Here is a 19,499-nt window from a genome sequence, read left to right on the forward strand (position 1 = left end):
CCTTAACCCTCCTTCATGTGCAGAATGAAGCGATGGTATGCCACCAAGGCTTCCATATAATGGGCGAAGTCCATCAGCTTAGCCCGGGAATCACCCAATCCCTTTATATACTCCAGAAGCTGCGCGCGCTCCAAAAACAGCTTTACCGCATCGTCGCGCCCCGCCTCATAGACCATGCGGATCCGCAGTGCGATCAGCCCCGAGGCGCTTTCCTCGGAAATGGTATCCGCCGTGCGCAGGTTTTCCCGATTATAGATCTCCGACACCAGGCTCAGCAGATTTCGGATCTTGTTGGTGCTGATCTTGTTCCGCTCATCATACAGCGAGCGGATGACCCGCTCCGCCTCGTCCACATAATTTGCAGGCAGCGGCCTGGCAGTGACCTGGCGGGGCGGGCGCGATGCATTGCGGTTTGGCTGCCTGCCCTGGCTGTTTCTGTCATTGTAGCCCATCCTTCTACCCCCTCTTTCTGTTTCGATACACATAGATGCAGATGGCCGTGAGAAGCTCTCCCCGGTCGGCGCTGTTCAAAGCCCAACGGTACATATCCTCCGAAAAGCGCTTATAGCCGGGGTAATTGGGCGCGTTTCTTTTCGGCTCCAGTCTTGCAAGCAAGTAGGCATAGCGCGCCAGAGCGATTCCGCCCCCAGCCTGCGCCTGACGCAGAAGCTCCATCAGGCGATAAAGAAAGGCCGTGCCGTGTTCGCTGTCGCCGGAGGAAAAATATTGCTCCAGAGTGACCAGCTTTTCGCCGCAGATCCGTTCCAGATAGGTATCCCATGGGTAGCAGTGTCCGTCTCCTGCGGCAAAGAGGGCGATGCCGTCCTTATGCGGCAGGCTCTTTACCTCATCCTCCAGCCCGGCGGTGAGAGAAGCGGCCTGACGGATGGGGAAATGATCCCCATAGATGCCGATCCCGGCGCTGATGGTCAGCGCGCCGCAGGTATAGCGGCGCAGAGCCTCCCGGATCCGCCGCGCCCCCTCCAGCACATCCGTCCATGCGCCCACCAGGAACACATCGTCGCCGCCGGAATAGACCACGGCCACCTGCAAGGCCCGGTAATGCTCAAATTCTCCGCTGAGGATGGGATTGATATAGCCCTTGAAAAACAGCGACATCTGTCGGGAAAACGCCGCCGTGCGGGACAGCGTGACAAAGTGCTGGCGCTTCACCGGATCGCTCTCTGCGGCGCATTCATAGCCGGAGACAAAGGACTGCCCCAGATTATCCACATCCATGCGGCACACGCCCAGGCGGGGCACACCCTCCGAGGCGCCGGCCAGCGCCGCCATGCTGTTGTCGGCGGCGTAATCGCCCACATAGATGCGGGTGCTGTAGCGCAGGCCCGCGCAGAAGCGATTCTTCGTATAGACGCGCGCCACGCCCTCGCCTGCGAGAAGCTGTCTTGCCCGGGCCTCATTGGTAAGGATAAAGGACAGCTCACCCTGGGCGGCGGGCAGTGTGAAGTCTGCACCGGCCGCATCGCGGCTGACCACATACACAGCCTGTCCCTGGATTTTCCGGGACAGGCTCTCGAACAGGGCGCACCAGAGGCAGATGCAGGTATCCTCCTCCCCGTCGCGCAGGGCGTCTGTCCTGCCGCAGATCCGGCATTCCCGCTGGCCGGGGTTTTGGTGGCTCTGATTCATCCGCCGAAGCTGCTGCACCGAATAGCGGTGCAGCTTCTTTTTTGCCACCTGACGGCTCACCCGGCGGAACATCGCCTGATAGGGGGCCTCCTCCGCCGGGGTGTTGGTCAGATCGTTGGCGCTGCAGGGGGTATAGCCGTCTGCCAGATACAGCCGCACGCCAAACTGCTCAATGAGGAAGTCGTTGAAGCGGGTGTTCCACGCCTGGATGGCCCGGACGGTCTTTTCCGTGTTGGACAGCAGCACATAGCAGTGCCCGCCGCCGCTGTAGAGCAGATTGGCCCGGCTGAGGCCGCACAGCTGCAGCAGCTCGTCTATGTAGTGCTCCATGCACAGCTCCAGAAAGAAGGAGCGGCTTCGCAGGGACTTCAGCGCATTCCTGGTGGACACGCTGTAGATGAACTTCTGGATGCCGGAAAAATCGGCGGAATAGAGCAAAAACGCCTGCTGCAGGCGGAAGCTCTGCTCCTGCTGCACCAGGGCGGTGAAATAGTCCGTTTCGCCCCGATCCAGCAGATACTCGCTGATGCACGCCCCCACGGCGGCAGTGACCTTGCTGTGGTCATACAGGGAAATGTCGGGACTTTCCCCGGTGTTGGTGCTGGAGGGCACGGTGCTCATACAGCTCTCCCACACGGACAGCAGGGAGTTGAGCCACTCCTCCTGCGGCGGCAGGGCGGAAAGCTCCCGGCGCAGGGTCAGCAGGATCTGCTCATAGTCGCCGGCGGAGAGGCGGAAGGACCCGTCCAGCGGCAGACGAAGGCGGCCATCCAGGGCGTGGGGCGGCAGGGTATGCCCCGGATGCTCCCCGTTGAGATGGGTGAACACCGGCGACAGGGGCAGATAGCGGTCAAACTGCGTTTCGTCGCCGGTCTGCCGCCGGTCGGCGGCCGCGGCGATGTTGTCGGCAATGCAGGCGATGGCGGCAAGGGGGTCGCAGTCCTTTGCCTGACGAAGCTGGGCGGCGTGGTGATAGCGGATGCAGTCCAGCACGGCCTTGGCCTGTCCGTAGCCGTCGATGTCCCGGACAAAGCGATATCCGGCCTCGCCGTGCCGCCCGTCGGAAATACCGGCGCGGCAGACCGCCTTGCCCACATCATGGAGCAGACAGCCGAAGGTAGCTTGTACGGTTTGCGGGTTCATGAGGATCCCTCCTTTCCAAAGGGTCGTCCCCTTGCGGGGTGTGAGTTGTTTCTCTTTCTCTCCTATGTGTTCCCGGCGATTGCGTTACCGTCCCCTTGCGGGGTGTGATGTGTTTCAACACAATGGCAAGAAAACCCATGATTACGCGCACCATGTTACCGTCCCCTTGCGGGGTGTGAGTTGTTTCTATCGTTGATGCCAAGTTGGCCCGGGTTGATGGAGTTACCGTCCCCTTGCGGGGTGTAAGTTGTTTCCCCGGACATGGTGAACAAGGCCGTGACCAAGCTGTTTCCGTCCCCTTGCGGGGTGTAAGTTGTTTCAACGATTTCATTCAGACAATCCACCGAATTTAGTTTCCGTCCCCTTGCGGGGTGTGAGTTGTTTCAAATCTACTGCGGCACGGGAGACAGCTACAACCAGTTCTCGTCCCCTTGCGGGGTGTAAATTGTTTCGGCAATAGTATACAGCGTTTCCGTGGAATGGTCAACCGCATTTGTTTGATTTCAATAGGCCATCCCATCGGATTTCATTTTTTATCAAGAACCCGTATCAATACTGCCTCTGAATATAGCGGATGATGCGCTCATAGATGTGGAAAACCTCCGGGTCGCAGGCGGGGAACAGCAGGAGAATGCACCGCTCGATCAGCGAAATGATCTGCTCCGGCGTTTTGCCGCACGCCGCCCGGATCTCGTCCGCCGTCACCGCGCACAGGCGGTGGGCCAGACCGTTGCGCACCTCCTTCAGATCGGCATAGCAGCGGAAATAGGTTTTGGTTTCCTCCGGCTGTGTGGACAGGATGTCCAGTATATCGTCGCAGAACGGCGTGCTCAGATCGGACGGGCGGCATTCCCACGTCCCCGTCACATAAAGCCGGTCGTACAGCTCCGGCATCTTTGCCTGCATCAGGCCGGGCTCGATTTTCATGCGTCCTCCGTACCTCGATTGCACATGGGTCAGATCATACCCATAACGCCTGGGCAGAAGCTGATTCAGCAGCGTTTCCTGCAGGCGCAGGGTCAGCGGCTCCATGTGCAGCACAAATTCCGTGTAGCTGTGGGAGCAGAGCAGATTTTTCATCAGCAGCGCATACTCGCAGATGTCCTGATGCGCGGGGGCGGCCTCCGGCAGATACAGCTTCAGGCTCAGCCCGTATCCCCGCACGGCTTTCCGGGCCTCCTCCGGCAGCAGGTCATTGCGATAGGCCATGTGCTTCACCAGGGCCATCAGCTCCTCCGACAGAGGCGCCGGACGCATTTCCGCAACGCCCCGGAAGCACCGCTGATTCAGCAGCGCCTCCACCTGCTGCCATTGATTCTTGCGGCGCACGGAGAACAATTCCGGCTCAACGCAGCGGTTGGGCGCGCCCTCCTGCTCGTCCTCATTGCACTCGATCTCCAGGTCGATGTCGTAGTTTTCGCTGTCGTTGGTGCGAACGGTGGTGCCGGCCTTCTTCTCCGGCGTTTTCACCTGTATGCCCCGGGCGTGATAGCGCAGCTCCAGCACCATCTGCGACAGCAGCATCTGCATCTGGGGCGTGCCGGAGGTGATGTTCACCAGGATCTCCGCATCCGCATATTCGCGGCTCAGCCGGTTCATCATGTCGTGGAGCGGCTGATCCAGCTCGTCCATATCGGAAACATCGCTGACGGAAAGATCCTGCTCCAACACCACCGGAGCGTAGCCGTCCCAATGGGACTTGAGGTGGAAAAACACCTTTTCATAGCGTTCGTCCGCCTCCGCCAGCTTTCGCACCTCGGGCGTAAACAGCAGGCAGACTACCTCGGGGCGGTAGTGGCGCAGAATGTGCAGCATAGCGCCGTCGCGCTCACCGCGAATGGGATCGGTGGTCCCTAAAAAGCTCAACAATACCTGCCTGCGCGTGGTTTTCTTTTTCATGATGCAGCCCCTCCCTGTTGTTATCAATTTCTCCGAACCTGCCGCCTGTATAGTATACCATAATTGTATGTGTATCACAACTGTCGTTGGCATTTATCCGTTAAAAATGCCGGATAGAGATCAAGCCGTATCCGGGTACATTTCGTCTCCGCACGGCCGTCCGCGCCCGGTGCTTTCGCATAATCTGCCTGGGAGTGCAGATACTACCTTTGCCAATATTCAGTTACAAAGGGAGTTATCATATGAAAGCAACCGGAATCGTGCGCCGCATCGACGACCTGGGACGGGTGGTCATTCCCAAGGAGATCCGCCGCACCATGCGCATCCGTGAGGGCGACCCACTGTTGATAACATTGGCACGGTGGGAACAATTCTGCTTCGCAATGGGCGATTTGGCCAAGAGGCAAGGGTGGAAGTAGTACATAGTGACGGAAAAGGCCAATTATTTTTTACAATAAATATTGGGGCCAGGTACTGAAACCTGACCCCAATATTTATTGTTTTGAGACGCCTGCCAGCAATAGGCACTGTCTATAGCACAGGGCATTATCCAGCTCCCCGGCTCAGCACCGGAAATCGTTACTCACCCACATAGAACAGCCAGGTGTTCAAACCCCGGCCAATGGCGGCAAAGGTGTGCGTGGTTCCCTCAACATCGATGGTATAGATGGTAAAATCCTTGCGGATGCCATCGGTGTAGTCCTTCAGGTGCACCGTTTCGCCGGTATCCGTCCACTGATAATCGAAGATGTTCACACCCCAGAGCTTGTAGGTCTTATTCTTGATCAGCTTACCCAGCTTCCAGTTCATAAAAGAGCCTCCTTTTTTTCATGATCTCATTATACTTTCCGACTGGGAAAATGCAACTTATTTTTGCAGATAATTGGCCCAGGAATCCGGCTCGCCCAACTCGGCCTTTACCATTTCCGGGTCCAGCGGCTCCACCTTGCGCCCGGTGGCCAGCGCCGCCAGATAGGTCTGGGACGCCTCCTCCAGATAAACCGCCGCATACAGGGCGATTTGCAGCGTGGGGCCGAAGGCCATCACACCGTGGCCTCGCAGGATCACCGCCAGGGAGCCGTTATAGTGCTCCACCGTTAGAACGCCCATCCCCTTGTCGGAGGACGGCGTAAAGGGCGCCACCGGCACATCACCCCGCAGGGCATCGATCTGGGACACCAGCGTGGCGGGGAACACGTCCTGCACCAGGCCCAACGCCGTGGCGTAGGGCTGGTGGGTATGAATGGTGGCATTGACCCAGGGGAATTTTTCAAAAATATACAGGATGGCATCCAGGTCGGAGGTGGGGCGGCGGGTGCCCTCCACGATCTTGCCCTGGGGCGTCACGATGACCACGTCGTCAGAGGTCATGATCTCATAGTCCATGCCAGAGGGGGTGACGGCGATGTTGCCGTTATTCAGGCGCATGCACACGTTGCCGCCGCACAGAGTGATCAGGCGGCATTCCTTCATCTGCAGGGCGCAGTCGATCAGGGCGCGTCTTTCTTTTTCGTACATATTGCGTCTCTCCTATTCATCCATACAATAGCGGCGGGTATACTGCTCCAGCAGCTGCGCCGGGGTCTGCTGCCGCTCACTGGGCAGATAGGCCCGGCGGGTCTCGCCGGCCTGGGCCAGCTTTTCCGGGAAGATCATCCGCCCGGCGATCACCGCGTCCACACCCAGGGCGAAGCAGTTCTTCATCTCGGTTTCGTCCATGGCGCCGTCCACCCACAGCTCCTTGCCCGCAGGCAACGCCGCCCGGGCCTGGCGGATGCGGTCATGATTGGCGAAGCAGAAGCCCAGCCCATTGGTGCCGCCATAGCCGCTGTCCATGGTCATGACCATCAGGAAGTCGATGTATTCAAAAAACGGCTCCACCTGGGAGATGGACGTGCGAAGATTGATGGCCAGGCCGGGGATCATCCCCAGCTCCCGGATCCGGCACAGCTCCTCGGAGGGGTAGGGCAGGCCCTCAAAATGGACCGCCACCTGTCTGGCACCGCATTTGGCGATCTCCTCAAAATACTGGGAGGGGTTGGTGGCCATGAAGTGAAAACACAGGGGGTGCTGCGGGAACATGTTGGCAATGGAACGCACTGTCCGCATGCCGAAGGTGATGTTGTTGACAAAATTGCCGTCCTCGATGTCCACATGCAGCAGGGTTCCGGCGGGAAAGGCTCCGATCTCCTCCGCCAGGAACAGCTGGTTGGCGGAGGCCACAGAGGGAATGATCCGTTTCATGGTTGCTCCTTTCCTGGGGCCTTACAGCTTCTGCCGCAGGGCTTTGACCACGTCCATGAACTCCTTGACCCGGTTGATATCCACACGGACGTTCTCCAGGTTGTCGTTCTCCAGACGGCCGCCCTCCTTGAAATAGGTGCCGACAACAGCCGCGTCGGCGGTGGCCAGCTTTTTCTCGATGGTGTCGGGGCGGCAGCCGGTGTTGCACAGCACCACCACGTTGGGGGCGATCTCCTTCACGCTGGCAATCAGCGCGTCGTCCACATCCTGGCCGGCGGCGTTGGCGGAGATGCACAGTCCGTCGGGATGGGCCTTGAAGATAGTGGAGCGGGCGATATCCGCCAGGGGACGGGTATCCAGGTTGCGGTCGGATTCGGGATTGATAAAGTACAGCATCTTCAGCTCGTCCAGGTGAAGGGCGGCCTTGCGGCGCAGCAGCTGGGAAAAGTCGTTGTTGTACAGGCCGCCGTCGCCCACATACACGCCGCTGAAGGTGCCGCGGATAAACTTTGCGTCCACGGCGGCCGCCAGCTCAATGGCAGCCAGGCCATCGGAGATGCAGTCCACGCCGTAGGGGACGCGGATCTCGGACTTCAGCTCGCCAATCACCCGGGCCATGGCCGCCGGGGTCACGAAGCTCATGTGCCGCTCATAGGGCAGGCTGAACTCGTTGGAGAACATGATGCCGTCCACGCCACCATCCTGCAGGGCGTGCAGGTCGGCCCGGGCATGCTCCACCACCCGGTCCATGCAGTCGCCGTAATAATATCGGGGATCGCCGGGCAGGGGATCCAGGTGCAGCATGGTAATGATCGGCTTCTTTACGCCAAACATATTGTCGATCCACATAAGAATTTCACCTTTTTCTTTAGATTTTTGATGGAGATGCGCTCAGGTCCACAGCTCCTGCATACGGGCCTTGATGCGGCGGGCCTCCGCCGCCGGATTTTCCGCATTGCGGATGGAACGGCCGCAGATCACGGCATACAGCGGCAGACCCGCCAGGATGTCCAGGTCCTCATAGGTGATGCCGCCGGTGGCGGTGACCTCGAACCCCATGTCGCACAGCTGGCGCACGAAGTCCACGTCCTGGGCGGTCCAGGGGCCGCTGGCCGAGCTGGGCCGGCCATAGATGATCTGGCGGATGCCGATGTCCTTCCACTCCCGCAGGTCGTCGAAGGTCCAGCTTTCGCCGTAGTCGCCGTACAACTCGATCTGAACGTCCTGGCCGCCTGCCTTGGCCTGGGCCAGAATGGCGGCCTTTACCTCGTTGCGGGCAGGGGAGAACATGGTCACAAACTGGGTTCCCGCAGCCAGGACCTTGGGCCCGAAATGCGCCACGGACAGCGCGGCGTCGGCCACCATAATCTTGTCGGGGAAGCAGGCCCGCATGATCCGCGCCGCCCGCACGCCCTCCATCAGGATCAGCATGGTGCCCACCTCAATGATGTCCACCTCGTTGCCCAGTCCGCCCCGCAGGGTGTGGAAGGCGTCCTCCAGGGATTCGTTATCCAATGCAATCTGCAAATAAGGAGCTTTCATAATTCCTCCATTATATTCATACTCATAGGCTTTGCTTGTAAAAAAACGCAGGGATCCCCGTATAAAGCGGCCCGCCCGACGGACGGGCCGCTTTGGGAAACGACCGTGATGTGCCTCACGCCGCCATGGTTTGCAGCAGCTCCACGATCATGTAATAGTTGCCCAAAAAGAAGATCAGCGGAATAAACACCTTTCTTCTGGACAGGGACCGATTTACCAGATCGCGGTATACCAAATAGCAGATGAGGAGAAATGACACGATAAAGTAGGAAACGGTGGGAACCTCAACGGCGGAATACCCGAACCAGGTCCGCAGGACCAATGTATCGGGCAGCTTCTGCCAATAAATCAGGTTCAGTGCTCCCGTTCCCAACACGATCAGGATATACATGATCCGACAGAACCAGGAGGCCTGGGCAATGCCCTCCCGCAGGGGAAGGCGCTTGGGCTGCCAGCGCTGCACGGTGGCGGAGTTGGGATCGCACTCCTCAGGAGAGGTGGGGACGTGCGGCCGGGTCCGTTCATCACGATCATTCTTCATAGCTGTCCTCTTACTTTCTCAGTGCGTAGAAGCGGGCGGGATTCTCATACATGAACTTGTGGACGACTTCCTCGGAGAAGCCCTCGTCCAGCAGACGGGGGATAAACTTCTGCTTGATGAAGCCCCAGCCGGGACCATAGCCATAGCTCTGGTGATGGCTCTTCTTACCCATGTCGTTGCTGAGCATGATCTGGTTTTCAAAGCCGGCGTCCACCAGGCGGCGCAGCAGATCCACGCGGACGGAGTCGGGATAGTACTTCACCTTGCCGGGACCGTCATAGATCAGGTAAGCGCCGGACTCGGCGATCTTCTTGTGCAGCCAGAAGTCGGGGTTGCGGTCAATGTGCGCCACGCCGAACTGGGAGCCGGGCAGGCCCTCGTTAAGGACGATCTCCAGCTGCTCCAGAGCGAAAGAGCCGCCGTCGGTGTGGGTATGAACGGCGGCGCCGGTGGCCAGAGCGGCCCGGGCAGCGGCCTTCAGGCCCTTGATCTCGCCGGGGGTGGCATAGCAGTACTGCGTGCCGGCCTTGATCCAGCCGGCCTTGATGTTGGTGCCGTTCATGCCCTCGGTGATCTCCTTGATATAGCCGGCGGCGATCTCGTCCACGTCCTTATCCTTCCAGACGATGGATAGATCCATCAGGGGCTCCCGGTCGCCGGGATAGTCGAAGGGGATACCGGTGGCGGCGATGATATGAACGCCGGTGGTCTCGGAAATGACCTTCAGATACGCGGGGCAGCGGCCGTCCTGGTCGCGGCACATGGCGTCCACTAGGGTTCCGCCGCCGATAGCCTTGTAATCCTTGACCATCTGAAGCTGGATATTGAAATCACGCAGCGCCCACTCGTTGTCAGGAGCGAACAGGCCGCGGGGACAATGGATAACGTGCTCGTGGGCCATGGTAAAGCCAAGCTCAGACGCTTCGATATCACCCAGTACGGTTCTTACTTTCGGCATTTGGAATAATCCTCCTTGTTCGTTAAATAAGCCGCTGCTGCCGGGCACGGATCGCGGCGACCGGATGCCTGTCTGCGCCCTGCATTGATGAAAGTATATGATGGAGCGGCCGATAATGCAATAGGTTTTGTCACATTTCACAACGTGTCATCCAGCACACCCGGCAGGGGCCGAAAAAATGCCTCCGACCGAAATTTTCAGTTTTTTATTTGCACAAATGTGTAGCAAAACCGGGAGTTTTCCCTATATGTTCCAGGAATTTCCAGAAAAAGAGGCAAATGACGGCTTATTTTCTGCGCATGTGTGCAAGGAGGACTTGTGTGTATCTTTCGTGCAGCAGTTGCATATTTCAGAAAAATCGTGCATAATGGCGGTGTGAGTTTTGTCGGATATGCCCAGAGAAGCCCCTGCGGGCCCGGGCAGCAGAACTGCATATTCATTCATCCGTGGGAGGAGAACACATGGAACTGGCTTATCTGAAAAAGCTGTATCAAGACGGGCTGTTCGACGTTTACAGCGGGTTCGACACCTGGGAGGAGGCCGTGAAGGCGGCCTGTTCGCCGCTGATCCGCCAGGGGCTGGTGGAGCCGGCCTATGCCGACAGCATCATAGAGAACGTGGCCGAGAACGGCCCCTACATCTTCATCGCGCCCCACATCTGCATGCCCCATTCCAAGCGCACGGACCTGGTCAGGCAGGCGGCGGTAAGCTTCGTGAAGATCAACCGCCCCGTGTGCTACGACGAGAGCGACCCGGAGATGGGCGCAGAGCTGTTTTTCGCCATCGCCGTCAAGGAGCTTAACGCCCACCTGGACGTGATGATGGACCTGGCAGATGTGTTCGACGATGAGGAGACGGTCCGGGCTCTGCTGGACGCCAAAACAAAAGAGGATTTTGACAAGCTGCTGGGCTGAGCCGCTCCTGAGCTTGTTTGAATTAAATTTGGATTCCCACAATCAGTTTTTGACCGGAGAGAGGAGAGGATCTATCCCCGCCCCGTCGGGGCTCGTGCCTTCCATACTCAGCAATCTACCGCGTAAAAGCTCTTTACCAACATACTTTGTGTGAATACGGAGGAAAATCATAATGGATTCTGTTGTTTCCGTTCTGAGCTGGATCTGGTATAACTTCTTTGACCGGGCTGCCATGTTTATGATGGTCCTGGTGTTTATCGGCCAGCTTCTGACCAAGCGCCCCTTCCTGGAATCCCTGATGGGCGCTCTGAAGGCCTATATTGGCTATATTGTTTATCAAACCGCTACCGGCGGCCTGTACACCACCTTCCAGCCCATCATGATGGGCCTGCGCCAGGTGCTGGGCATGAACATCATCGTCAACGATGACTCCCTGGGCGCCGGCACGCTGACGGCCATTCTGGAAAGCTTTGGCCGCACCACCAGCCTGCAGATGGCATCCATGGCCGCCGGCTTCGGCATCGCCATCATCCTGGTGCTGATGAAAAAATACACCAAGTGTCGCTCCCTGATCATTCAGGCCCACATCCTGTCCGGTCAGGCCATCGACATGGTCCCCATCCTGCTGGTGATGTTCCCCGTTATGGGCGACTTTGCCACCATCCTGGCTGTGGGTCTGTATCTGGCCGTGAAGTGGTGCGTGCTGTCCAACCTCACCGTTGAGCCCGCTCAGGATCTTACCGACGGCGCCAACATGTGCGTGGGCCACACCCAGATGATCCTGGACCGCCTGGGCTATGAGTACGGCCGCCTGCTGGAGCGCCGGGCCAAGAAGAAGGGCAAGGAAGTCAAGAAGTTTGACAATCTGGAGCTGCCCGGCTTCCTGTCCATCTTCAACGACATGTATGTGGCCTCCTTTATCGTTATGCTGGCCTATTTCGCCGTGCTGATCTCCCTGATCGGCAAGGAGGCCATGATGGGCATCGACTCCAGCCTCACCGCCGACACCAGCTTCGCGCTGTATATCTTCCACACCGCCGGCAAGTTCCCCGTGTATCTGGTGATCCTGCTGACCGGTATGCGCATGTTCGTGGCTGAGCTGACCGTGGCCTTCAGCGGCATCTCCGAGAAGGTCCTGCCCAACACCCTGCCCGGCATCGACTGCGCCGCCTTCTACGGCTTCGTGACCAACGGCTCCGTCATCACCGTCAGCTTCCTGGTGGGCTCCCTGACCATGACCGTGTTCACCACCGTGGGCATGCTGCTGAATCTGCCCTTCGTGTGCCTGGTGGGCTTTGTTCCCATGATGTTCGACAGCGCCACCGTGGGTATCTTTGCCCATCACCGCGGCGGCATCAAGGCACTGGTGGTTTCCTGCATCGCCGTTGCTCTGTCTGACGTGTTCCTGGCCGGTATCGCTGCCTGCATCATCGGCTTCGACGTCTACGGCGGCGTGGGCTTCCAGGTGGATAACGCCATCACTCTGTCCGCCTTCTCCCCCCTGTGGAAGTATCTTGGCTGGGCCGGCTATGTGCTGGTGCTGGTCATCATGCTGGCTATCCCCCAGATCCAGTATCTCAAGAACAAGAAGGGCTACTGGCTGGCCGCCGAGGACTGGGAGCAGTACAAGGAGGTCATGGGCGAGGACCTGTAAGGCCCTTTGCTGACCCAATAAACCTGACAACCACCCTTTTCTACACACTGCTGACGGGCCTCCGCGAAAGCGGAGGTCTGTCGGCAGGTGACGTACCCTTTGCCCCCGTTATCCCGCGCTGCCGGCGGCGGCGCTATGCATCATATTATACATACTGTCAAAACAGGAGGAACGAACAATGGATATCACTTCCAAAAAATTCAACATTCTGGCCTGCTGCGCTGCCGGCAACGGGTGCTGTCAGCTGGTGAGCCTCAAGGTCAAGCGCGTGTTCACCAAGCTGGGCCTGAAGTGCAACGTGGAGGCCAACACCGTCTCCGTGGGCAAGGCCATCGGCCAGAAGTACGACGTAGTGTATTGCAGCGTCTCGCTGGAGCCGCAGTTTGCCGATGCCAAGCGCAAGGGCGCCCACGTGATCCCGCTGAAGAATATCATGTCCGAGGCGGAAATTGAAGAAAAGACCCGGGCCTATCTGGATGAACTCAGCAAGGCCTGAGAAAAGAGCTGTTATATGAAAGAATTTACTTATGTGATCCAGGACGCCGAGGGACTTCACGCCCGCCCGGCCGGACTGATCGTCAAGCTGGCCCAGGCCATGGACAGCCGCGTCACCCTGACCGCCAACGAAAAAACCGCCGACTGCAAGCGCCTGTTCGCTGTGATGAAGCTGGCGGCCAAGTGCGGTCAGGAGCTGCGGGTCACCGTGGAGGGCGGCGACGAGGACGCCGCCTGCCAGGCATTGCAGGATTTCTGCCAGGCGGAGCTGTGAGGAGGATGCGGCAATGATCACTCTTCACGGTATTCCCGCCTCACCGGGGGTGGCCATCGGCCCCGCATGGCTGTATCAGAAGGTGCAGCTGGCCGCCTATGAGGAGCTGTCCCGGCTGACGGCCCAGGCGGAGCAGCGCCGGTTTGACTGCGCCGTGCAGGAGGCCCGGGCTCAGCTGGACCGGCTGTATGAAAAGACCGTTCGGGAAGCCGGCGAGGCCGCCGCCCAGATCTTTGACATACACAAAATGATGATGGAGGACCTGGACTATCTGGAGTCGGTGGAGGACAACATCACCAACCAGCTCTATACGGCGGAGCACGCCGTGGCCTGCGCCGGCCAGGAGTTTGCAGAGATGTTCGCCTCTATGGACGATGAGGTCATGCGGGCCCGCAGCGCCGATATCCGGGACATCACCCAGCGGCTGCTGCAGGTGCTGACCGGCGGGCAGAGCCAGGCCCTGAAGGAGTCCTCCGTGGTGTGTGCCCACGACCTGTTCCCCAGTGACACCATGCAGCTGGAGCGGGAGCATGTCATGGCGTTCGTCACGGAGCTGGGTTCCCACGTTTCGCACTCTGCCATTCTGGCTCGCACCATGGGAATCCCCGCTGTGGTGGGCGTCGGCGGACTGGTGGAGGCTCTCTCCGCCGCCTCCGGGACCGTCGTAGTGGACGGCTCCCAGGGGCTGGTGATCCTGGACGCGGACGAGCAGACCCTGGCGGATTATTCGGCCCGGCGTCAGGCCTATCTCCGGGAGCAGACGGATCTGCAGGTGTATCGCGACCTCCCCAGCCGCACCAAGGACGGCCTGGAGCTGGAGATCTGCGCCAACATTGCCTATGTCACGGACGCGGACAACGCCGCGGCGGTGCGCGCTGACGGCGTGGGGCTGATGCGCAGCGAGTTCCTCTATATGAATGCCGACAGCGCACCGGACGAGGACACGCAGTTTGCGGCCTATCGGACGGTGTTGGAAAAGCTGGAGGGCAAGCGCGTGGTGGTGCGGACACTGGATATCGGCGCCGATAAGGTGCCGCCCTGGCTGCCGCTGCCGCCGGAGGAAAACCCCGCCATGGGCTGGCGGGCGGTGCGCATGTGCCTGGATCACCGGGACATGTTCCGCACCCAGCTGCGGGCCCTGCTGCGGGCATCGCACTATGGCCGCCTGGCCATTATGTTCCCCATGATCGGGGACCTGGACCAGCTTCGCCGGGCCAAGGCCCTGCTGGCGGAGTGCCGCCGGGAGCTGGAGGCAGAGCAGGTTCCCCTGGCCCGGGACATCGAGGTGGGCATGATGGTGGAGGTTCCCTCCGCCGCCATCCTGGCCGACCAGTTTGCCCAGGAGGTGGATTTCTTCTCCATCGGGACCAATGATCTGACCCAGTACACGTTGGCGGCGGATCGGCTCAACGATAAGGTTGCCGATCTGTTCGACTCCTCTCACCCGGCGGTGCTGCGTCTGATCCAGAACACCGCCCAGGCCGCCGCGGCCCGGGGGATCTGGTGCGGCATCTGCGGAGAGTCCGCCGGAAACGAGGCGCTGCTTCCCTTCTATATCAAGGCCGGTGTGCGGGAGCTGTCTGTAGTTCCCGGGAAGGTGCTGGAGCTGCGGCGGGCTCTGTCCGCCATCGACGCCTCCACTCTTTGAATCGCAGGCCTCATCGGAACAAAAGGAAATTACGGGACATACAAAACACAAACAGCAGGAGCTTCTCCATCCGGAGGGGCTCCTGCTGTTTGTGATTCAATTGGTCGCCGGCGGACATTCCCGGCGGAAGGCAATGCCCCGGCGGGACAGCTCCTGCTGAAATTCCTCCCGGGTGCGTCCGGAAAAATACTTCCGCATCCGGCGGTAAAAGCCGAACAGAATGCGGCGGCCGGATACCTGATTGATAAAGTGCAGCCAATCACCGTAGGACAGGACATATCCTTCCGGCTGGTCATTGAACATCACCAGCACATCCCGGCGCCGGCCCAGCTTGTCGGAACGAACCAGGCAATAGGAGATATCCTTCATCAGAGTGAGTTTCACGCTTTGGCTGGCATCCAGAGACAGAACGCTCATATGGTCCTCCCTTATATCAGACTGCATCCAGATTCAGAATCTGGCTGGCAATTTTGGAATTGGTAATCAGCACATTGCACATACCGCCCCGCAGAGCCCCCAGAATGGCTTTGGCCTTGAACCGGTCCGAAGCGATACAGATCCGGGTCTGAGCGGATTGGAAGATGCTGCGATCGGGGATGATCATGCGGTTATACAAGGGCGTGTCGATAATGTTGCCGTTGATATCAAAGAAATAGCCCCACATGCAGCCCACGGCACCCTGGTTCATCAGAGGATGCACGTCCTTCTCGTCCATGCGCTCCGCCCAATAGAGCATGGTGTCCACACCGCTGATGAAGGTATTCACGTCCTTGCGGCAGCGCAGCACCTCGCGGGTGGCGCTGTGCCGGCAGATCAGGGCCTTGCTCTCCTCATCATCCAGCAGATACGGCACCAGCAGGCGCTTGCAGTCGCATCCGTACAGAGCGGCCACCCGCTGCAGAATAAACATCTCGTCGATATCCGGATTGATGCTCTCCATAGAACCGGCCAGCTGCACAAAGCGCATATCCGGCAAGGTTTTGGACGGCTTCAGCGCGCCGATGGTGGCAGCTACCGTTTTCCCCTTGGACACAGCCAGCACACTGCGGTTGGTGAGAATGCTGTTGAGATAGGACGCGCCCATGCTGCACACGCTGTTGAACTCCTCCCGAGGGCCGGTGTTTTCAGTGTAGGCCACCAGAATCTTCTCCATTCCGAAGCGCTCTGCCAGGCTTATCTCCAAACTGACATGGTTTTCAAAGGGCGAGCGGATGATGATTTCAACGATCCCCAGAGCACGGGCCTCCTTCAGCATGCGGGAGACGTGGGACCGGGACAGAAACACCTTTTCGGCGATCTCCTGCTGCGTCAACCCCTGTTCATAGTACATCTTGGCAACCGCCAAAAGCTGCTCCATATCAGTCATTATATCACCTCCCCCGGCTGCAGCTCATCTCTTATTGCTTACTCTTTTATTATAGCAAAAAAACGGAAAAACATCAAATGTAAATTTCGTTTGAAAGAATTTAGGTCACAAGACAACATCTCACATTTGGCGTACGGATATTTTGTATCCCACTAATAGCTTGAAATGCGAAGTGTTTCTGTAATTCTATTCGAAAGAGGGTTTCTCTCATCGTTGATGCAGACTTCCTTTTGAATTTCCATGCCTGGCTTTCTAAATCGCGGCCCAACTATTCCTCCCCGCTCCACAAATACGCCGTATATCTTCCGCCGCTGAGCTTGGTGATTTCGCCGTTTTTCAGCAGCTCCGCCAGCGCGCGCTGGACGGTGATCTGGCTGATGTCCGGGCATTTGGCCATGATCTCGCTCTTGGTGATCTTGCCGAGGTGATTTTTGATGATCTCCCGCACCCGGTCGGGCTTGGACAGGCCCTTGGTGGTCAGCAGCTCGATCCGGCTCTCGAAATCCCGGTACGCCGCCACCAGAACACCCAGCATATAGGTGACAAAGGGTGCATAGTCGTTGGTTCCCTCGTGCCAGTTGCAGGAGCTTTCCTGCAACGCCTCGTAATAGGTCTCCTTAGTGTCGGAGATCAGCTTTTCGATGCTGATATACTTGCCCACGATATAGCCGGAGCGGTACAGAAGCAGCAGCGTCAGGAGCCTGCTCATGCGGCCATTACCGTCATTGAAGGGGTGGATGCAGAGAAAGTCCAGAATGAAAATCGGAATCAGCAGCAGCGGATCAAACTCCGTGTCCTGCATGGCCGTCCGGAAGGCATCGCAAAGTGCCGTCATTGCCCCCGGCGTTTCCCACGCGGAGACAGGCTCAAACCGGACGATCTTCCGTCCATCCGGCAGTTCCTCGGCAATCACATTATCCGAGTTTTTGAAGCTGCCGCCGATGGACTTGCCGCTGAACTTGTACAGGTCCCGATGCAACTGCAAAATGACCGTCGGCTTTGGCGGGATATAGTCGTGGCTCTCGTGGATCGTCGCCAGCACGTCGCGGTATCCGGCGATCTCTTTTTCGCTGCGGGTCTGGGGCATGGTCTTTTCGCGGACGATCTTTTTCAGGCGGTCGTCCGTGGTGATGATGCCCTCGATGCGGTTGGATGCCTCGGTGCTCTGAATCTTCGCAACCTCCAAAAGATTGGACAGTGCATCCGCCTTGGCCTCGATAAAGAGGTTCTGCTGCCCCTTGTACTCGTGGATCTGCGTCAGATACGCCACGACCTCCGGCGTCAGGAGCTTTTGATATTCTGCTTTGAAGTCGAATTCTCTCATTCAAATTCCTCATTCAGCGTTTAATTTCATCAAATATCATTCAATGATGCAGTTACAGTATACCCATAAATTGCATCACCGTCAATCGCAATTTTCTCATTTTTGCAGTAATGACAAAATTGAAGTTGACGGTAAAAAAAGAAAGCCCGTTCCTGCGAGGGACGGACTTCCTTTTGTATTTTCTGAGCAGGCATGACAAGCTGCGTTTTTGCAGCCTGTATATGCACCTGCGAGGAAAATGGAGGGATTGCAAAGGGAGGTCTCGCCTGTCGGCTCGGTCAGCGCTTCAAAGCGTTTCACGCTTTGAGGTCTCCACCGGAGACCCGCGCCTCTTTGCCGCTGGGTTTCCAATAGGGGCGCGCAGCATCCCTGTTGGCACACGATTTTGCTTGCAAAGTCTAGTGTGTTATACCTTTGCTTCCAGCTGGCGCGGAAGAGGGGTTGGCCTCGCCATCTGCTGTACGGACAGATAGCGGTTGACAGACGCTTTTCGGCGGCAGTATAAGTGACGCTCGAAATCTTTGATTTCGCCAGCGGAACTTATGCAGAGCTGGGCAGGCGGATTTTGCGACACCAAGGTGACACTAATGCGGGATTTTTGAGAGACAAAATCCGACTGGCCGGAAAAGGAATGAAAGGTATATACACCCCCGTCCCGCCGCAGCGACACCCCTGTTTCAGCGTTTCTTCCGTTTTCCCTTGCCGTGGGTCATGGTCGTTTTCCCTCGCTGGCTGATGGGACTTTTCATGTGCTTGGACTTCTTGAGGATTCCAATCAGAGAAACAAACTCTTCTTTCGTGAGCGTGTCGTAATCAATTCCAAGTGTTGCAAGGTACGCGCGGATTTTCTTTTCCTCGGAGCTGCCCTCAAAATGTACGGCCTCCATCAACTGCTTCTGCACAGCGGCGGCAGACAGCTCATCATCCGCGGTCAGCGCATCCGTTCTATGTTCCTCCCGGATGTCCCGCAGGATATTGCTTAGATCGTCTGCAACGAGATGTCCGAAGTATTCTTCCTCCTGTATCTGCGCTGCTTTCAGAGTATGGAGGTACAGATCGTCAGCTTCCTCGCCATGCTCCATCAGAACCATCTGACGGGTGGCTTCCAGCACGGTATTCATATCCTTGATTCGCATATCTGCGCTCCGGTCAACGTAAATTTCCGCATCCAACATAAGCCGCTGGAAATCCCTGTGGCAAATCAGCTCCGACAGCAGCCGGTGGTTGAACTTGCCTGTTTTCAATACATCGATCGAAGTATCACTCAAATGCAGCTCGTGCAGAGCTGTGTTTGGGTGATTTTTTGTTTCCGTCCGCCCCATCAGATAGTCAGAAGAAACGCCATAGTAGTCCGCCAACATCGAAATGCTGTACGGGCTGATGTCCTTGCCGTTATCCGATTCATATTTGCCAAGTGCGGATTTCGAGATACCCACCTCGGCGGCAAGCTGTTCCAAGGTCAGCTTTCGCTCTACTCGTAAATCTTTCAACCGCTCTCCGATTGTCAGCTTGACTTGCATACAGCAGTCTCCTTTTCCATTTTTCTGTATTATATCATGCTTTTCCGTTTTGTGTCTCAAAGCGTAGAAAATTTCAATTTCTACCCCACTTTTCCTACCTCTTGGATATACGGGAAAGAACCTGTTTTCTTACTAAAATTTAGACATAAACCACGCAGAACCTTGAAAATTTCATGACCGTCCAATGAGGATATGCTTTCCGGAAAAGTACCGCATTCCGCGTGCCAAGGAAGAGACAACGCCGGGGTAAGAACTCGGGCAGGAACGGCGTCGGGCAGAACGGTAGCACTCAAAAAAATTTTCAAAGGAGGAAACGAGTATCAATTT

General features: G+C 57.8%; 20 protein-coding genes and 1 pseudogene. 6 read left to right on the forward strand and 15 right to left on the reverse strand.

All coding sequences use genetic code 11. From position 1 onward, the window contains the following. Positions 1–2 precede the first annotated feature (2 nt). The 3 genes from csm2 to csm6 all read right to left on the reverse strand — a co-directional run bounded on the left by csm2 (position 3) and on the right by csm6 (position 4,692). Entirely contained in the window at positions 3–452 is a 450-nt protein-coding gene (csm2, locus tag LKD37_RS06275; RefSeq protein ID WP_302928419.1) for a type III-A CRISPR-associated protein Csm2, read from the reverse strand. A gap of 4 nt (positions 453–456) precedes the next feature. Further along, positions 457–2,793, reverse strand: coding sequence for a type III-A CRISPR-associated protein Cas10/Csm1 (gene cas10, locus LKD37_RS06280; RefSeq protein WP_302928420.1), 2,337 nt, complete (start codon positions 2,791–2,793; stop codon positions 457–459). Positions 2,794–3,342: 549 nt separating this feature from the next. Next, positions 3,343–4,692: a type III-A CRISPR-associated CARF protein Csm6 gene (gene csm6 / locus LKD37_RS06285; protein WP_302928421.1), complete on the reverse strand. Its 1,350-nt coding sequence runs from the start codon at positions 4,690–4,692 to the stop codon at positions 3,343–3,345. A gap of 242 nt (positions 4,693–4,934) precedes the next feature. On the opposite strand from csm6, the pseudogene LKD37_RS06290 reads away from it, so the two are divergent. Further along, positions 4,935–5,042: pseudogene (locus tag LKD37_RS06290) on the forward strand (AbrB/MazE/SpoVT family DNA-binding domain-containing protein); the annotation flags it as partial. Positions 5,043–5,271: 229 nt separating this feature from the next. Here the strand turns inward: LKD37_RS06290 and LKD37_RS06295 are convergent. The 7 genes from LKD37_RS06295 to LKD37_RS06325 form a co-directional block, all read right to left on the reverse strand. Then, a complete protein-coding gene (locus LKD37_RS06295) occupies positions 5,272–5,502 on the reverse strand; it encodes a hypothetical protein (RefSeq protein WP_302928422.1) in 231 nt (76 codons plus the stop codon). Between the two features lie 57 nt (positions 5,503–5,559). After that, positions 5,560–6,210, reverse strand: coding sequence for a class II aldolase/adducin family protein (locus LKD37_RS06300; protein ID WP_302928423.1), 651 nt, complete (start codon positions 6,208–6,210; stop codon positions 5,560–5,562). A 12-nt stretch (positions 6,211–6,222) separates the two neighbouring features. Then, complete coding sequence (locus tag LKD37_RS06305) at positions 6,223–6,936, reverse strand: beta/alpha barrel domain-containing protein (RefSeq protein ID WP_302928424.1); 714 nt, start codon at positions 6,934–6,936, stop codon at positions 6,223–6,225. Between the two features lie 21 nt (positions 6,937–6,957). Beyond that, a complete protein-coding gene (locus LKD37_RS06310; RefSeq protein WP_302928425.1) occupies positions 6,958–7,785 on the reverse strand; it encodes a BtpA/SgcQ family protein in 828 nt (275 codons plus the stop codon). Positions 7,786–7,827: 42 nt separating this feature from the next. Then, positions 7,828–8,478: an orotidine 5'-phosphate decarboxylase / HUMPS family protein gene (locus tag LKD37_RS06315; RefSeq protein ID WP_302928426.1), complete on the reverse strand. Its 651-nt coding sequence runs from the start codon at positions 8,476–8,478 to the stop codon at positions 7,828–7,830. Between the two features lie 115 nt (positions 8,479–8,593). Beyond that, positions 8,594–9,019 carry a hypothetical protein gene (locus LKD37_RS06320; protein WP_302928427.1) on the reverse strand — a complete coding sequence of 142 codons (426 nt, stop codon included), beginning with the start codon at positions 9,017–9,019 and terminating at the stop codon, positions 8,594–8,596. Positions 9,020–9,029: 10 nt separating this feature from the next. Further along, positions 9,030–9,977: a phosphotriesterase family protein gene (locus LKD37_RS06325; RefSeq protein ID WP_302928428.1), complete on the reverse strand. Its 948-nt coding sequence runs from the start codon at positions 9,975–9,977 to the stop codon at positions 9,030–9,032. A gap of 461 nt (positions 9,978–10,438) precedes the next feature. Here LKD37_RS06325 and LKD37_RS06330 point away from each other — a divergent pair, with 461 nt between their 5' ends. The 5 genes from LKD37_RS06330 to ptsP all read left to right on the forward strand — a co-directional run bounded on the left by LKD37_RS06330 (position 10,439) and on the right by ptsP (position 14,962). After that, the gene (locus LKD37_RS06330) at positions 10,439–10,891 is read left to right on the forward strand and encodes a PTS sugar transporter subunit IIA (RefSeq protein WP_302928429.1); all 453 of its coding nucleotides are present in this window, start codon (positions 10,439–10,441) and stop codon (positions 10,889–10,891) included. 172 nt (positions 10,892–11,063) lie between these two features. After that, complete coding sequence (locus LKD37_RS06335) at positions 11,064–12,545, forward strand: PTS transporter subunit IIC (RefSeq protein ID WP_302928430.1); 1,482 nt, start codon at positions 11,064–11,066, stop codon at positions 12,543–12,545. A 178-nt stretch (positions 12,546–12,723) separates the two neighbouring features. Then, positions 12,724–13,041 (forward strand): PTS sugar transporter subunit IIB, encoded by a 318-nt coding sequence (locus LKD37_RS06340; protein WP_302928431.1) that lies wholly within the window; start codon positions 12,724–12,726, stop codon positions 13,039–13,041. 15 nt (positions 13,042–13,056) lie between these two features. Then, positions 13,057–13,314 carry an HPr family phosphocarrier protein gene (locus LKD37_RS06345; protein ID WP_302928432.1) on the forward strand — a complete coding sequence of 86 codons (258 nt, stop codon included), beginning with the start codon at positions 13,057–13,059 and terminating at the stop codon, positions 13,312–13,314. 13 nt (positions 13,315–13,327) lie between these two features. Then, complete coding sequence (ptsP, locus tag LKD37_RS06350) at positions 13,328–14,962, forward strand: phosphoenolpyruvate--protein phosphotransferase (protein WP_302928433.1); 1,635 nt, start codon at positions 13,328–13,330, stop codon at positions 14,960–14,962. 96 nt (positions 14,963–15,058) lie between these two features. On the opposite strand, the gene LKD37_RS06355 is transcribed toward ptsP, so the two are convergent. From LKD37_RS06355 to LKD37_RS06375, 5 genes are all read right to left on the reverse strand, one after another. Beyond that, on the reverse strand, positions 15,059–15,379 hold the full coding sequence (locus LKD37_RS06355; protein ID WP_302928434.1) for a hypothetical protein: 321 nt from the start codon (positions 15,377–15,379) through the stop codon (positions 15,059–15,061). Positions 15,380–15,395: 16 nt separating this feature from the next. Then, positions 15,396–16,328, reverse strand: coding sequence for a sugar-binding transcriptional regulator (locus LKD37_RS06360; RefSeq protein WP_302928435.1), 933 nt, complete (start codon positions 16,326–16,328; stop codon positions 15,396–15,398). Between the two features lie 268 nt (positions 16,329–16,596). Next, complete coding sequence (locus tag LKD37_RS06365; RefSeq protein ID WP_302928436.1) at positions 16,597–17,652, reverse strand: Fic family protein; 1,056 nt, start codon at positions 17,650–17,652, stop codon at positions 16,597–16,599. A 96-nt stretch (positions 17,653–17,748) separates the two neighbouring features. After that, the gene (locus tag LKD37_RS06370; protein WP_302928437.1) at positions 17,749–17,952 is read right to left on the reverse strand and encodes a hypothetical protein; all 204 of its coding nucleotides are present in this window, start codon (positions 17,950–17,952) and stop codon (positions 17,749–17,751) included. A gap of 377 nt (positions 17,953–18,329) precedes the next feature. After that, positions 18,330–19,172 carry a helix-turn-helix domain-containing protein gene (locus tag LKD37_RS06375; protein WP_302928438.1) on the reverse strand — a complete coding sequence of 281 codons (843 nt, stop codon included), beginning with the start codon at positions 19,170–19,172 and terminating at the stop codon, positions 18,330–18,332. Positions 19,173–19,499 lie beyond the last annotated feature (327 nt).

The sequence above is a fragment of the Brotocaccenecus cirricatena genome (genome assembly GCF_020687045.1).
Lineage (GTDB): Bacteria > Bacillota > Clostridia > Oscillospirales > Oscillospiraceae > Vescimonas > Vescimonas cirricatena.

Bases quoted from the DNA above. Each gene is read 5' to 3' on its own strand.
- csm2 (WP_302928419.1), bottom strand. From the start codon at position 452: ATGGGCTACAATGACAGAAACAGCCAGGGCAGGCAGCCAAACCGCAAT.
- cas10 (WP_302928420.1), bottom strand. From the start codon at position 2,793: ATGAACCCGCAAACCGTACAAGCTACCTTCGGCTGTCTGCTCCATGAT.
- csm6 (WP_302928421.1), bottom strand. From the start codon at position 4,692: ATGAAAAAGAAAACCACGCGCAGGCAGGTATTGTTGAGCTTTTTAGGG.
- LKD37_RS06295 (WP_302928422.1), bottom strand. From the start codon at position 5,502: ATGAACTGGAAGCTGGGTAAGCTGATCAAGAATAAGACCTACAAGCTC.
- LKD37_RS06300 (WP_302928423.1), bottom strand. From the start codon at position 6,210: ATGTACGAAAAAGAAAGACGCGCCCTGATCGACTGCGCCCTGCAGATG.
- LKD37_RS06305 (WP_302928424.1), bottom strand. From the start codon at position 6,936: ATGAAACGGATCATTCCCTCTGTGGCCTCCGCCAACCAGCTGTTCCTG.
- LKD37_RS06310 (WP_302928425.1), bottom strand. From the start codon at position 7,785: ATGTGGATCGACAATATGTTTGGCGTAAAGAAGCCGATCATTACCATG.
- LKD37_RS06315 (WP_302928426.1), bottom strand. From the start codon at position 8,478: ATGAAAGCTCCTTATTTGCAGATTGCATTGGATAACGAATCCCTGGAG.
- LKD37_RS06320 (WP_302928427.1), bottom strand. From the start codon at position 9,019: ATGAAGAATGATCGTGATGAACGGACCCGGCCGCACGTCCCCACCTCT.
- LKD37_RS06325 (WP_302928428.1), bottom strand. From the start codon at position 9,977: ATGCCGAAAGTAAGAACCGTACTGGGTGATATCGAAGCGTCTGAGCTT.
- LKD37_RS06330 (WP_302928429.1), top strand. From the start codon at position 10,439: ATGGAACTGGCTTATCTGAAAAAGCTGTATCAAGACGGGCTGTTCGAC.
- LKD37_RS06335 (WP_302928430.1), top strand. From the start codon at position 11,064: ATGGATTCTGTTGTTTCCGTTCTGAGCTGGATCTGGTATAACTTCTTT.
- LKD37_RS06340 (WP_302928431.1), top strand. From the start codon at position 12,724: ATGGATATCACTTCCAAAAAATTCAACATTCTGGCCTGCTGCGCTGCC.
- LKD37_RS06345 (WP_302928432.1), top strand. From the start codon at position 13,057: ATGAAAGAATTTACTTATGTGATCCAGGACGCCGAGGGACTTCACGCC.
- ptsP (WP_302928433.1), top strand. From the start codon at position 13,328: ATGATCACTCTTCACGGTATTCCCGCCTCACCGGGGGTGGCCATCGGC.
- LKD37_RS06355 (WP_302928434.1), bottom strand. From the start codon at position 15,379: ATGAGCGTTCTGTCTCTGGATGCCAGCCAAAGCGTGAAACTCACTCTG.
- LKD37_RS06360 (WP_302928435.1), bottom strand. From the start codon at position 16,328: ATGACTGATATGGAGCAGCTTTTGGCGGTTGCCAAGATGTACTATGAA.
- LKD37_RS06365 (WP_302928436.1), bottom strand. From the start codon at position 17,652: ATGAGAGAATTCGACTTCAAAGCAGAATATCAAAAGCTCCTGACGCCG.
- LKD37_RS06375 (WP_302928438.1), bottom strand. From the start codon at position 19,172: ATGCAAGTCAAGCTGACAATCGGAGAGCGGTTGAAAGATTTACGAGTA.